We start from the raw sequence: 13800 nt of genomic DNA on the forward strand, positions 1-13800 counted from the left end.
GCGGGTCGGTAAAGAGAAAGACCGGCCGGCATTGATTGCCGGTCGGCCGGGTACTTCCGGGCTACGACCGCCCTTCGATCACGCGGCAACGACGTCCATGACCCATCTGAACGCATAGCGGATGTTGTCGGCCGTGCCACTGACGAAAGCGGTAACGGCTTCCCAGACGCGCTCACCGAAGCGGGCCAGCGCAACAAGTGCGGTATCCGCGTTCTCGTGATGGGTATTGTCCTGCGTCTTTTCCTCGAAGAACTCGACGGATGTCGGCGTATCATTTTCATCGACCACGCGCCGCGTCACGACGAGATTGGCATCAGAGGCGACACGGCGGCTGTCCACCTTGGCGATCTGCGTGCCGTCCGGAAGGGCGCGAACGACGATCGCGCGACCATCAGGCAGAAGATGTGTCTCGTTCTTCTTGACCTCCGCGTCGTAGACCACCTCGCCATAGTCGTCGATCAGCTCGACCCAGACGGCCTTGCGACCCTTCAACGACACTTCGCCGACCCAGATATCCATGTTGCGCGTTGCGTCGGCCGCATCCTCGTGTCCGGCAACGCGGGCCACGGTTACGGCCAGACGATCTCCCCGGCCGTTGGCATTCGTGATGCCGTCGACGATTGACGAGGTTTCCATCCCTCCGTCCTTACCGGCGAACGCGTCGGACAGTTTTGTTTCGGCGAGAGCAGGCGCCGAGATTGCAACTGTCATGAGGCTTGTCGCCAGGACCGTGACGGCCATCCCTGCAACCGCAAGGAGACGGCTGGTCAGCAGTTGAAACGATCGATCGCTATTCAGTTTTCCATTCATGACTGCCTCCCGGGCAATGCGCAGTATCGCCGCGCGAGCGGGTCGTAACCTCTATCGGGTCATCGACCGGGCCAGATTGCATGGATCAGGCGCAACGCTTTCACTCCGTAATAATTCCATGCGGCTGACAGCCAACATGATCTACTTGCGCATTCCATTGTGTGACCTACGTCATAATAACCGCGTTAGACGCCACTTGGTTCCCATAATTCGCTACGAAAGCTGAGTGCGCTGCCATTTTGAAGGGCCGTGACAACACGCGCTCCGACTGCTGTGTGGGACTATCTTGCATCGGATGCGTGTGGTTTGCCTGAAGGATCCAAAGTCATTTTGTATCAAAATCTCCGCTGAGCATGCATTCGCATAAAGTGCGCTGTAAACAAAACGTGAGAGTTCGCGGTTCCGCGTGAATCGGCAGCCGCGGGTGGGGGATGGGTGCCAGGTAAGGGACAAGACGTTCTGTCATAAATACTGGTCCTTCGTACGATAGTAGTGAACGCCCTGGCCGCGCTACCCTGAAGGTTACCGGTCCGGAGGAGGCCGGTGTCATCCCGCTTCCGCGCGGGCCGGGTCGAGTGGCCGCGTGATCGAACCGTGTATCGATCGTCCGAACCACGACCGTCCGTCGATCTTTCCGGTCGACGGAACCCGCAAGGAGCGGGAACAATGGGGAGGATCCTGAATGGGTATTCTGAGTTCGCTGTTCGGCAATGGCGCAGAAGCGGAAACGAAGGCGCCCCGCTACGCCCATGTCAAAATACATCCTGCCGTCGATGGTGGGGTGAAGCCGGGATCTGCAAACTTCAACGGCGGAGTTCTGACCTGCCACTGCAAGAGCAATCCGGTGAAGGTGCGGGTGAGCGCCCAGACCGCACATAATCATGTCTGTGGGTGCAGCAAGTGCTGGAAGCCGCGTGGTGCGCTGTTTGCCCAGATCGCGGTCGTGTCCCGTGACAAGGTCGAGGTGATTGCAAACGGCGACAAGCTACAGATCGTCGATCCTGCCGCCGCAATCCAGCGTCATGCCTGTCGGGAATGCGGCGTGCACATGTTCGGCCGCATCGAGAATTCCGAGCATCCATTCTACGGTCTGGATTTCGTCCACACCGAACTGTCAGACGAAAGCGGCTGGTCGCCCCCGCAATTCGCCGCCTTCGTGTCATCCATCATCGAAACGGGAACACCGGCGGAGCGCATGGGCGAGATTCGCGGGCGTCTGCACGAGCTCGGCCTGGAGCCCTATGACTGCCTGTCTCCACCGCTTATGGATGCCATCGCCGCCCATGCCGCCAAAAGCAAAGCCGCCTGAACGCAAATGGCAGTTTGGGATGGCGCAGCGCGCCGCAAGGGGCGGCCAACCTGAGCTTCAGCGAGATCGTATCGATGATGCAGTGTCAGTGAACGAGCGGTCGGGTTTTCCATGTCTGAAGTTAAAAATGAAAAGACCGCCGCGAGAGGCTCGCGGCGGTCAGGGGCGTTACGTATGGCCGGTCTTTCAATCGGCCCTTTATGACACGATCTCGTTCAGGTGGTGGCAACGCGGCTGAGGAAGTGATTGATGCGCTTGCTCAGATCCGCGGTACTTGAAGACATCTGCCCGGAGGCGTCGAGTACGAACTCGGCCGTGCGTGTGGTGTCGGTCGCAGTGTTGGTCAGCTGAATCATGTTGTCGCTGGCCTTGCGCGTGCCGGACGCGGCCGCCTGGACGTTTTCCGAGATCTCCGCGGTCGCAAGTCCCTGTTGCTCAACGGCATCGGCGATAGCTGTCGTGTAGCCGTTCACTTCCTCCATGATCGCGGCGATCTGCTCGATCACTTCCACTGTTTCCTTAGTGGAGCCTTGAATGGCGCCGACGTGGGCGGAGATTTCTTCTGTCGCCTTGGAGGTCTGGTTGGCCAGTTCCTTGACTTCCGCAGCAACGACAGCGAAACCCTTGCCGGCTTCGCCTGCACGCGCGGCTTCGATCGTGGCGTTGAGGGCGAGCAGGTTCGTCTGTTCGGCGATGGCCTGAATGAGACTGACGACCTCACCGATCTTTTGCGCCGCCTCGTCGAGGCTTGCCACCTTGGCGTTCGACTGCTTGGCGCTTGAGGTCGCCTTGGAAACCACCTCGTTGCTCTGAGAGACCTGACGTGTGATCTCGCCGATCGACGCGGCCAGTTCCTCGGCGGCAGATGCCACGGTCTGCACGTTCTGGCTGGCCCTTTCGGAAGCCTGCGAGGCATCCGCGGCGCTGCTTTCCGTATGAGCCGCATTGGCCTTCAGCGATTTCGCCGCATCATCGAGCCGACCGGAGTTCTGGTTGACCACGTCGAGCGCGTTTTCAACGTCCACCTTGAAGTCCGTGATCATGGCCTCGATCTGGTTCTGACGTTGCTCGCGCGCGGCGCGCGCTTCCGCGCTCAGTCCCTCCAGGCGATGGCGTTCCAGCGCGTTCGTTCGGAAGACTGCCACGGCGCGGCTCATCTCTCCGATTTCGTCTGTGCGCTCTACGCCTTCAACCTCATGTTCCAGGACGTCGTTGGCGATCGCTTCCATCTGCTGGTTAAGCCGGCGAATGGGTTTCGCGAGCGAACGGGCGAGCAGGAAGGCGAGGGCGAGCGAGATGCCCATGAAGACAAGCGTCAGGCCCGCGCTCTTGACGGCTTCGCTCCAGAAGATTGTTTCCATGTCGACCATCAGGACGCCTGAGCCGAACACCCAGTCCCACGGCTTGTAGTAGGCGATGTAGCTGGTTTTCTGGAACGTCTTCTTCTTCGGCGATTCCCAGCCATAGTTCACATATCCGCCGCCGGAAACGGTCGCCGCGTTGATGAAATCGCGCACATAGTGGCGACCGGCGGGATCCTTGACGTCAAATCGGCTGGTGCCTTCCTGCTCGGGCCGCGTGGGGCGCAGGACGGTGTTGCCGTCGGACTGGTAGATGAAAACGTAGTTTTTTCCGTTGTAGCGGATTGCGCGAATGGCTGCGAGCGCGCGGGCACGGGCTTCTTCGTCAGACATCTCGCCGGATTCGGCGCGCTGTCCGTAAGCGACCGCAATACTCTTCGCGGATTCGACGACGCTTCGGATCTCTGTACGCTTGAACGCTTCCAGATTAGTGTACAATGCGTACATCTGGTAGGCCAGCATCACGACAAAACAGAGAGTGAAGAATACGACGAGGCCGTAGAGTTTTCCCGAGAGAGAGCGGGGGGTTCGGATGGGCATTTATAGCTCCAGAGAAGGCGCCAATATTAGGTGATCGATGAGCGTTTGATCATAAGGGAGAGTAAATTAAGGAAAGATTGCGGGCTAAGCGCAAATGCAATGGGTAGCAATACGTGTGTGGCTCGGTATTGGGAAAAGATGCCTAGATTGCGATGAGTGGCAATTATCCACAGGTGTAAGATCCCGGAATTGCGAGGAAAAACGTCGCTTCTCGGGCTCGGGACGAAAAGTTTTTGTCAAAATGACGCGGCCGGATTTTCCGGGCGCTTGACTTCCGATGCACCGCGCCGTACATCGAGCCCACTTCGCAGCGGCCAGCCGCTTCGAAACGCGGGTGTAGCTCAGATGGTTAGAGTGCCGGCCTGTCACGCCGGAGGTCGCGGGTTCGAGCCCCGTCACTCGCGCCACTTCCCACTGGAACCCTTGAGGGTCCAATCAAGTAAGGGAAGTGGCGCGGCGCCGTGTAGAACGGCCGGACATCCCCCCTTTCATGTTCTCCTTCGATACTTCAATCGCTTGAATGTCGTCGCGCGCATACTGTGCTGTCGGTCCATATCGCAGGTCTGAAGCGTGCGATCCGCTCTCTGGTTCGGACCTGGATCGGGGAAGGGGCGGCATCCTTGTGTGGAGCCCGGTGGCTTTAAACTTGAGTAATTTACTCAAGTAATTGAACAGGCGATGGATTCTTTTCTGAGTCGTCTCCTGAGGAAGGTGTTTCATGCCCCGGCGCCAGCCACGGTGGCGACACTTATGGAAATTTCGCAAATTCTGTATCGACCGCGTAATTCTGCGGCTGGTGGTGGTGCGCTGCGGCAAGATACAGTCAACTCGCGGATATCAACGTCCGCAGGGGACTTGCCACGTTAGAACCAGTGGGATAAGCGTGCGGTCGCGCCTCGGCCGCGCTGCCCATTCTGGGAGGCGGTTCGGAATGCCGGCCGGGTCGCGCTGCGGGTTCTCCGCCCGCACCTCTCCCAATCCGGCTCCGCGCGGTTAGACCGAACCAACGCGCAAGGATGTTCGACCATGGAAGATCTTCTGAAAGACTACGTGCCAATCGTCGTCTTCATCGGGATTTCGCTCGTCATTGGTCTGGCCCTTCTCGTTTCGCCATTCCTGCTTGCCTTCAAGAGCCCCGATGCAGAAAAGAACTCGGCGTATGAGTGTGGCTTCAATGCGTTCGACGATGCGCGCATGAAGTTCGACATCCGGTTCTATCTGGTTGCCATTCTTTTCATCATCTTCGATCTTGAGGTTGCCTTTCTGTTTCCGTGGGCCATTACTTTCGGCAAGCTCGGCTGGTACGGCTTCACGTCGATGATGGTGTTCCTTGCCGTGTTGACGATCGGCTTCATATACGAATGGAAGAAGGGAGCGCTGGAATGGGATTGAGCGCATCCGAAGCCCTGGTGGCGCAAAAGCCCAAGGGGATAATCGATCCGAACACCGGCAAGCCGGTTGGTTCCGACGATCCGTTTTTCCTCGACATGAATGACGAGCTCGCTGACAAGGGCTTTCTCGTCACGTCGACCGACAATCTGATCCAGTGGGCGCGAACGGGCTCGCTGATGTGGATGACCTTCGGTCTTGCGTGCTGCGCGGTCGAGATGATGCAGCTTTCAATGCCGCGCTATGATGTGGAGCGCTTCGGCTTCGCGCCGCGCGCCAGCCCCCGCCAGTCCGACGTGATGATTGTGGCAGGCACGCTTACCAACAAGATGGCGCCGGCGCTGCGCAAGGTCTACGACCAGATGCCCGAGCCGCGTTACGTCATATCGATGGGCTCGTGCGCCAATGGCGGCGGCTACTATCACTATTCCTATTCGGTGGTGCGCGGCTGTGATCGCGTGGTACCGGTCGACATCTACGTTCCCGGCTGCCCTCCGACAGCCGAGGCGCTTCTTTACGGCGTGCTGCTTCTGCAGAAGAAAATTCGCCGTACCGGCACGATCGAACGGTAGTTTCTCACTCGACGACGCACAGGTTCCAGACACGATGGACGAGACGCTTCAGGAGCTAGGCGAATACATCTCGCAAGTCCGCGGCGAAGATGTGCTTGGATTTGATGTTGCCTACGGGGAGCTTACGGTTCGCGTAGCAGTGGAATCGATCGTTGAGACGATCCGCTTTCTGCGCGATGACGTTCGCTGCCAGTTCGTCAATCTCACGGACATTTGCGGTGTCGACTGGCCGACGCGGCCGCAGCGTTTCGACGTCGTCTACCATTTCCTGAGCCCGCGCCAGAACCTGCGGATCCGGGTGAAGGTCATGACGGATGAAGCCCGTCCAGTGCCTTCGGTCACATCGATTTTCCCCAGCGCCGACTGGTTCGAGCGTGAGGTTTACGACATGTATGGGGTGCTGTTCACGGGCCATCCCGATCTGCGCCGCATCCTCACCGATTACGGTTTCGACGGTCACCCGCTGAGGAAGGACTTTCCGCTCACGGGTTTCGTCGAGGTTCGTTACGACGACGAGCAGAAGCGGGTTGTCTACGAGCCTGTCCGGCTCAATCAGGAATTCCGCAATTTCGACTTTCTCTCGCCCTGGGAAGGCACTGACTACGTGCTTCCCGGCGATGAGAAAGCCAAGACCAACTGAGGCGATCCGATGGCCGAGGCGCAGGTCCGTAACTTCAATATCAATTTCGGTCCGCAGCATCCGGCGGCGCATGGCGTTTTGCGTCTCGTGCTGGAGCTTGACGGCGAACTCGTCACCCGGGTTGATCCTCACATCGGCCTGCTGCACCGCGGCACCGAGAAGCTGATCGAATACAAGACCTATCTTCAGTCCGTGCCCTATTTTGATCGGCTCGACTACGTCGCGCCGATGAATCAGGAACATGCCTTTGCGCTGGCTGTCGAAAAGCTTCTGGGTATAGAGGTGCCCAGGCGCGGCCAGCTTATCCGTGTCCTTTATTCCGAGATCGGGCGCATTCTCAATCACCTGCTGAACGTCACCACGCAGGCGATGGATGTCGGCGCGCTCACTCCGCCGCTTTGGGGGTTCGAACAGCGCGAAAAGCTCATGGTCTTCTACGAGCGGGCCTGCGGCGCGCGCCTCCATGCGGCCTATTTCCGCCCGGGCGGCGTCCATCAGGATCTGCCTCCGGCACTGCTCGATGATATCTGGGATTTCTGCGATCCGTTCCTTGATGCGCTCGCCGATATCGACGGACTGATCACCCAAAACCGCATCTTCAAGCAGCGCAATGTCGATATCGGCGTCGTCACCCTTGAGGATTGCTGGAAGTGGGGTTTTTCCGGCGTGATGGTGCGTGGCTCGGGCGCGACCTGGGATCTGCGCAAGAGCCAGCCTTACGAGTGCTATCCCGAACTCGAGTTCGACATTCCCGTCGGCAAGAACGGCGACTGTTACGACCGTTATCTCATCCGTATGGAAGAGATGCGTCAGTCCATCCGGATCATGAAGCAGTGCCTGGAGAAGCTGACCGTGGAGCGTGGCCCCGTTTCCTCGCGCGATGGCAAGGTGGTGCCGCCCAAGCGCGGTGAGATGAAGCGTTCCATGGAAGGGCTCATCCACCACTTCAAGCTATACACCGAGGGCTACCACGTGCCGGAAGGCGAGACCTATTCCTGCGTCGAGGCGCCGAAGGGCGAATTTGGCGTCTATCTGGTTTCCGATGGCACCAACAAGCCGTATCGCTGCAAGATCAAGGCGCCTGGCTACGCGCATCTTCAGGCGATGGATTTCATTTGTCAGGGCCACCAGCTCGCCGACGTCTCGGCAATTCTCGGCTCGCTCGATATCGTGTTTGGAGAGGTTGACCGGTAAAATGACAGTTCGTCGCCTCCACCCCGAACAGCCTGCCGATTTCGCGCTGACGCCCGAGAATCTGGAGTGGGCGAACGCGCAGATCGCGAAGTATCCGGAAGGCCGTCAGGCCTCGGCCGTGATCCCGATCCTGTGGCGCGCTCAGGAACAGCACGACGGCTGGCTGCCTGAACCGGCGATCCGCTGCGTCGCCGATCTCCTCGGGATGCCCTATATCCGCGTGCTCGAGGTCGCCACCTTTTACACCATGTTCCAGCTCTCGCCCGTGGGCAAGAAGGCGCATGTGCAGGTCTGCGGGACGACACCGTGCATGCTGCGCGGATCGGACGGTCTGATCGCGGTCTGCAAGAAGAAGATCGCGGCTCATGCGCATGATTTGTCCCAAGACGGCAATTTCTCGTGGGAAGAGGTCGAGTGTCTCGGTGCGTGCTCCAACGCGCCGATGGTGCAGATCTGGAAGGACACCTACGAGGATCTGACGCCGGAAGATTTCGAGAAGCTGCTCGATGATATCGCGGCGGGCAAGGACGTGGTGCCGGGTCCCGCCAATGGCAGACGCTTCGCGGCGCCTCTGGAAGGGGCGACGACGCTCGGTGAGATCAAGGACGATACCAAGGGCGCTGATCCGCTTCCCCATGTGGTGAACGGCGCCGAGGCGGCCTCTCGGGTTTTCGCCGGGGCTTCGATCAATGGCGGGCCGGGCGGCGCGCCGATGAATGGCGGCGTCGGCTCCAGGCCGGCAAAGGCGGTTTCGTCCGGCAAGGCGGAGCCGGTCAGCAAGCCTGCCGCCAAAGCAGCTTCCGCCAAGACACCGTCAAAGGCTGCCGCAAAGGCTGCCGCCGAGACGGAGGAGGGGCAGCCTGAGCTTCTCAAGGCGCCGCGCGGCGGAAAAGCCGACGATCTCAAGAAGATCAAAGGCTTGGGCTCAAAAATTGAAGGTATGCTGAACGATCTCGGTGTTTTTCATTTCGACCAGATCGCCTCTTGGGGCGATGTGGAGAAGAACTGGATCGACGGCAAGTTGACATTCCGCGGCCGGATCGAGCGCGAGAACTGGGTGGAACAGGCCAAGGCCCTGGCGGCCGGCGAGGAAACCGAGTTCTCAAAGCGTGTCGAAGCCGGCGACGTGCCGACGAGCAAGGGGTGAGGCGATGCTGAAGGATCAAGACCGCATCTTCACCAATGTCTACGGCCTTCACGATTGGGGGCTGAAGGGCGCTATGCAGCGCGGCCAGTGGGATGGCACCAAGGCCATTCTGGAAAAGGGCCGCGACTGGATCATCGAACAGATGAAGGCGTCGGGCCTGCGCGGGCGCGGCGGTGCCGGCTTTCCGACAGGACTGAAATGGTCTTTCATGCCCAAGGAAGTTGGTGAACGGCCGCATTATCTTGTGGTCAATGCCGACGAATCCGAGCCCGGTACCTGCAAGGACCGCGAGATCCTGCGTCACGACCCTCACCATCTGGTGGAAGGGTGCCTGATCGCCGGTTTCGCGATGAGAGCGCATACGGCCTTCATCTACGTGCGCGGCGAGTTCATCCGTGAACGCGAGCGTCTGCAGGCTGCGATCGATCAGGCCTATGAGGCGAAGCTGATCGGTAAGAACAACAAGAATGGCTGGGACTTCGACATCATCGTCCATCACGGCGCAGGTGCCTATATCTGCGGCGAGGAGACGGCGTTGCTGGAAAGCCTGGAAGGCAAGAAGGGCCAGCCACGGCTGAAGCCGCCTTTCCCGGCCAATGTCGGTCTTTATGGCTGCCCCTCCACGGTGAACAACGTGGAATCGATAGCTGTCGCTCCCACGATCCTGCGCCGGGGCGCGTCATGGTTCTCCGGGCTCGGCAAGCCGAACAATACCGGTACCAAGCTTTTCGCGATCTCCGGCCACGTGGAGCGTCCCTGCGTGGTGGAAGAGGAGATGGGCATTCCCTTCCGCGAGCTTGTCGAGAGGCATTGCGGTGGCATTCGGGGCGGCTGGGACAACCTGAAGGCCATCATTCCGGGTGGTTCGTCGGTGCCTCTTCTGCCGGCTTCCGAATGCGACGAACTCGACATGGATTTCGATACGTTGCGCGGCAAGCAGTCGGGCCTTGGCACGGCGGCGGTGATCGTGATGGACAAGTCCACGGACGTCATCAAGGCGATCGCGCGGATCGCGTATTTCTACAAGCACGAGAGTTGCGGTCAGTGCACGCCCTGCCGGGAAGGAACCGGCTGGATGTGGCGCGTGATGGAACGCATGGCCCGCGGTGAGGCGCAGAAGAGCGAGATCGACACGCTGTTCAACGTCACCAAGCAGGTCGAGGGCCACACCATCTGTGCGCTCGGCGATGCGGCGGCCTGGCCGATCCAGGGTCTGATCCGCCACTTCCGCCCCGAGATCGAGCAGCGCATTGACGAATTCACGCGCAATGCCAAGCCGGCGGAAGCGCCGTTGGCGGCGGCGGAGTAGCGTCATGAAGATCCACGATGAAAAACACCGCATCAGCGTGACACACAGCGATCTTTCCGGATCGGTCTTCGATGATGTGAACCTGTCCGGCAGTCGCTACGAGAACGTGAACATGTCGGGCAGCAAGTTCCACAACATCAATCTGTCAGGCTGTACGTTCGAGGACATGAACATGTCCGGATGGACGGTGAACGACGCGAACCTGTCGGGCATGAGCGTTAGCAAGGCCAATCTGGCGGGGGCGGCCGTCGTCGGTTGCCGCCTTGAGGGCATGACGATCGACGGGATCGAAGTATCCGCGCTGCTGGCAGCGTGGAAGGAAACCAACACGACAGGCGGGGCCGAGAAGTGATGGCCAAACTCATCGTCGACGGAAAAGAAATCGAGGTCCCGGCCGAATACACGCTGCTTCAGGCGTGTGAGGAGGCTGGCGCCGAAGTACCGCGTTTCTGCTTCCATGATCGCCTGTCGATCGCCGGCAACTGCCGCATGTGCCTTGTGGAAGTGAAGGGCGGGCCGCCGAAGCCGACTGCTTCCTGCGCCATGTCCGTCCGCGACTTGCGGCCCGGCCCCAACGGCGAGCCGCCGGTCGTGGAGACCAAGTCGCCGATGGTCAAGAAGGCGCGCGAAGGCGTGATGGAGTTCCTGCTGATCAACCATCCGCTCGACTGCCCGATCTGCGATCAGGGCGGCGAGTGCGATCTGCAGGACCAGGCGATGGCCTACGGCATCGACGCATCGCGCTTCCACGAGAACAAGCGTGCCGTTGAGGACAAGTACATCGGTCCGCTGGTGAAGACGATCATGACGCGGTGCATCCACTGCACCCGCTGCGTTCGCTTCACGACGGAAGTCGCCGGTATTTCCGAGCTTGGCCTGATCGGCCGTGGTGAGGATGCCGAGATCACGACCTATCTGGAAGCGGCTCTCACGTCCGAGTTGCAGGGGAATGTCATCGATCTCTGCCCTGTCGGAGCGCTGACCTCCAAGCCTTACGCGTTCAAGGCGCGGCCGTGGGAACTGACCAAGACCGAGTCCGTAGATGTCATGGACGCGGTAGGTTCCGCCATTCGCGTGGATACCCGTGGTCGCGAAGTGATGCGTGTTCTGCCGCGTCTCAATGAGGCGGTGAACGAGGAGTGGATCTCCGACAAGACACGCTTCATCTTTGACGGCCTGAAGACCCAGCGTCTCGACCGGCCCTACGTGAAGGTCGAGGGAAAGTTCAAGGCTGCCGACTGGAACACGGCGTTCGATGCCATTGCGGCGAAGCTCAAGGGTGTCGACGGCAAGCGCATCGGCGCGATCGCCGGCGATATGGCGAGTGTGGAAGAAATGTTCGCGCTCAAGCAGCTGTTGGAAAGCCTCGGCTCGCCGAACATGGACTGCCGTCAGGATGGAGCCGCACTCTCTCCCGCTTTTGGTCGGTCGTCCTATCTCTTCAATTCGACGATCGATGGCATCGAGGACGCGGATGCGATCCTGATCATCGGTTCCAATCCGCGCAAGGAAGCCTCTGTTCTGAATGCGCGTATCCGCAAGCGCTGGCGGCGCGGCGACCTCAAGATCGGCGTTATCGGTGAGCAGGCGGATCTGACCTACGACTACGATTTCCTCGGAGCCGGACCTCAATCGCTGGCGGATCTTGTTGCTGGCAAGCTCGCTTTTGCCGAAGTGCTCAAGACTGCGGAACGTCCGCTGATTATCGTCGGGCAGGGCGCTCTGGCACGCAAGGACGGCGCGGCCGTGCTCTCCAACGCCGCGAAGCTTGCAAAGGCCGTCGGTGCGCTTTCCGATGACTGGAACGGCTTCAACGTGCTGCACACGGCGGCTGCAAGGGTCGGTGGCCTCGATATTGGCTTTGTGCCGGGCGAGGGCGGTCTCGGGACGGCCGACATCATGCAGGCGGCCGGCAAGGGCGATCTCGACGTGGTGTTCCTGCTGGGCGCCGATGAAATCGACATGACGCAGTTTGGCGATGCCCTCGTCGTCTATATCGGTACCCACGGCGATGCCGGTGCGCACCGCGCCGATATCATTCTGCCGGGCGCGGCCTATACGGAAAAGAGCGGGCTGTTCGTCAACACCGAGGGGCGGGTTCAGGCGACCTCGCGCGCGGCCTTCCCTCCGGGAGATGCTCGCGAGGATTGGGCTATCCTGCGTGCCCTGTCGGCCAAGCTCGGCAAGACACTTGGGTATGACTCGCTGGCGGCTCTTCGTACGGTGCTCTTTGCCGAATTCCCGCACATGGCGGAACTCGATGAAATCGCGCCTGGCAACGCTGCGGATGTGGGCAAGATCACGGCCGGCGGAGCCCGTCTGGGATCCGATCCGTTCATGTCGCCGGTGAGGGACTTCTATCTCACCAATCCGATCGCACGCGCCTCGGCCATCATGGCCCAGTGCTCGGCGTTGGCAGCTGAACGCGCGCTCGACGCGGCCGAATGAGGGACGGACACCGGGTATGATCGACTTCTGGAACACATACGGTTTTCCCTTCATTCTCATGGTGGCCGAGAGCCTTTTGCTGCTCGTCGTGCTGCTGGTGATCATCGCCTACGTGCTCTATGCCGACCGCAAGATCTGGGCGGCCGTGCAGATCCGGCGCGGCCCGAACGTGGTGGGGCCGTGGGGCCTTTTCCAGAGCTTCGCGGACCTGATCAAGTTCGTGCTCAAGGAGCCGGTTATCCCGGCCGGTGCGAACAAGGGCGTGTTCCTGCTGGCACCGCTGCTGAGCGTGACACTGGCGCTGGCAACCTGGGCGGTCGTGCCGGTCGCCCACAACTGGGTGATCGCGGACATCAACGTCGGCATCCTCTACATCTTCGCCATTTCCTCGCTGGAGGTTTACGGCGTGGTTATGGGCGGATGGGCGTCGAACTCGAAATACGCCTTCCTCGGCGCGCTTCGGTCCGCGGCGCAGATGGTTTCCTACGAGGTGTCCATCGGCTTCGTCATCGTAACGGTGCTGATGTGCGCCGGAACGCTGAACCTTTCCGAGATCGTAGAGGCGCAGCGCACCCATGGGCTGGCGACGCTTCTGGGCGTTCCCTGGCTGGCATTCCTGAACTGGTACTGGCTGCCGCTGTTCCCGATGTTCGTGGTCTTCTTCATCTCCGCGCTTGCGGAGACGAACCGGCCGCCGTTCGACCTGCCGGAGGCGGAATCCGAACTCGTCGCCGGCTTCATGGTCGAATACGGATCCGCACCGTACATGATGTTCATGTTGGGCGAATATGCGGCGATCTCGCTGATGTGCGCGATGACGACCATCCTGTTCATGGGTGGTTGGCTGCCGCCGCTCGATTTCGCTCCGTTCACCTGGGTGCCGGGGATCGTCTGGTTCCTGATCAAGGCGCTTCTCGTGTTCTTCATGTTCGCGATGGTGAAGGCCATGGTGCCGCGCTATCGCTACGACCAGCTGATGCGGCTGGGCTGGAAGGTCTTCCTGCCGCTCTCGCTCGCGATGGTGTTCATCGTTGCTCTCGTCCTGATGGTGATGGGCTGGGCGCCGAACTAGGAGTTGCCG

Annotated in this window: 11 protein-coding genes, 1 tRNA gene and 1 pseudogene; 11 read left to right on the top strand and 2 right to left on the bottom strand. The window is 60.4% G+C overall.

Features of this window, described 5'->3' with window-relative positions; genetic code table 11:
* Positions 1–78: 78 nt before the first annotated feature.
* Positions 79–636, bottom strand: coding sequence for a hypothetical protein (locus C8N35_RS11950; RefSeq protein ID WP_146177387.1), 558 nt, complete (start codon positions 634–636; stop codon positions 79–81).
* 856 nt (positions 637–1492) lie between these two features.
* On the opposite strand from C8N35_RS11950, the gene gfa reads away from it, so the two are divergent.
* Complete coding sequence (gfa, locus tag C8N35_RS11955) at positions 1493–2119, top strand: S-(hydroxymethyl)glutathione synthase (RefSeq protein ID WP_107989909.1); 627 nt, start codon at positions 1493–1495, stop codon at positions 2117–2119.
* Positions 2120–2334: 215 nt separating this feature from the next.
* Here the strand turns inward: gfa and C8N35_RS11960 are convergent.
* Positions 2335–3900: pseudogene (locus tag C8N35_RS11960) on the bottom strand (methyl-accepting chemotaxis protein); the annotation flags it as partial.
* Between the two features lie 450 nt (positions 3901–4350).
* Here C8N35_RS11960 and C8N35_RS11965 point away from each other — a divergent pair.
* The 10 genes from C8N35_RS11965 to nuoH all read left to right on the top strand — a co-directional run bounded on the left by C8N35_RS11965 (position 4351) and on the right by nuoH (position 13791).
* Positions 4351–4427: transfer RNA gene (locus C8N35_RS11965), tRNA-Asp, on the top strand.
* 619 nt (positions 4428–5046) lie between these two features.
* Positions 5047–5412: an NADH-quinone oxidoreductase subunit A gene (locus tag C8N35_RS11970; RefSeq protein ID WP_107989911.1), complete on the top strand. Its 366-nt coding sequence runs from the start codon at positions 5047–5049 to the stop codon at positions 5410–5412.
* Positions 5403–5981: a NuoB/complex I 20 kDa subunit family protein gene (locus C8N35_RS11975; protein ID WP_107989912.1), complete on the top strand. Its 579-nt coding sequence runs from the start codon at positions 5403–5405 to the stop codon at positions 5979–5981. Before C8N35_RS11970 ends, C8N35_RS11975 begins: the two co-directional genes overlap by 10 nt.
* A gap of 34 nt (positions 5982–6015) precedes the next feature.
* The gene (locus C8N35_RS11980; protein WP_107989913.1) at positions 6016–6621 is read left to right on the top strand and encodes an NADH-quinone oxidoreductase subunit C; all 606 of its coding nucleotides are present in this window, start codon (positions 6016–6018) and stop codon (positions 6619–6621) included.
* A 9-nt stretch (positions 6622–6630) separates the two neighbouring features.
* Positions 6631–7815 (top strand): NADH-quinone oxidoreductase subunit D, encoded by a 1185-nt coding sequence (locus C8N35_RS11985; protein WP_107989914.1) that lies wholly within the window; start codon positions 6631–6633, stop codon positions 7813–7815.
* Between the two features lies 1 nt (position 7816).
* Positions 7817–8962, top strand: a complete 1146-nt coding sequence (gene nuoE / locus C8N35_RS11990) for an NADH-quinone oxidoreductase subunit NuoE (RefSeq protein WP_107989915.1) — start codon at positions 7817–7819, stop codon at positions 8960–8962.
* 4 nt (positions 8963–8966) lie between these two features.
* On the top strand, positions 8967–10271 hold the full coding sequence (gene nuoF / locus C8N35_RS11995) for an NADH-quinone oxidoreductase subunit NuoF (protein WP_107989916.1): 1305 nt from the start codon (positions 8967–8969) through the stop codon (positions 10269–10271).
* A 4-nt stretch (positions 10272–10275) separates the two neighbouring features.
* Positions 10276–10623 carry a pentapeptide repeat-containing protein gene (locus tag C8N35_RS12000; protein WP_107989917.1) on the top strand — a complete coding sequence of 116 codons (348 nt, stop codon included), beginning with the start codon at positions 10276–10278 and terminating at the stop codon, positions 10621–10623.
* Positions 10623–12719, top strand: coding sequence for an NADH-quinone oxidoreductase subunit NuoG (nuoG, locus tag C8N35_RS12005; protein WP_107989918.1), 2097 nt, complete (start codon positions 10623–10625; stop codon positions 12717–12719). The genes C8N35_RS12000 and nuoG overlap by 1 nt, the downstream gene beginning before the upstream one ends.
* 16 nt (positions 12720–12735) lie before the next feature.
* Positions 12736–13791, top strand: coding sequence for an NADH-quinone oxidoreductase subunit NuoH (nuoH, locus tag C8N35_RS12010; RefSeq protein ID WP_107989919.1), 1056 nt, complete (start codon positions 12736–12738; stop codon positions 13789–13791).
* Positions 13792–13800 lie beyond the last annotated feature (9 nt).

The sequence above is a fragment of the Breoghania corrubedonensis genome (genome assembly GCF_003053845.1).
In the GTDB taxonomy this organism is placed as follows: Bacteria; Pseudomonadota; Alphaproteobacteria; order Rhizobiales; family Stappiaceae; genus Breoghania; species Breoghania corrubedonensis.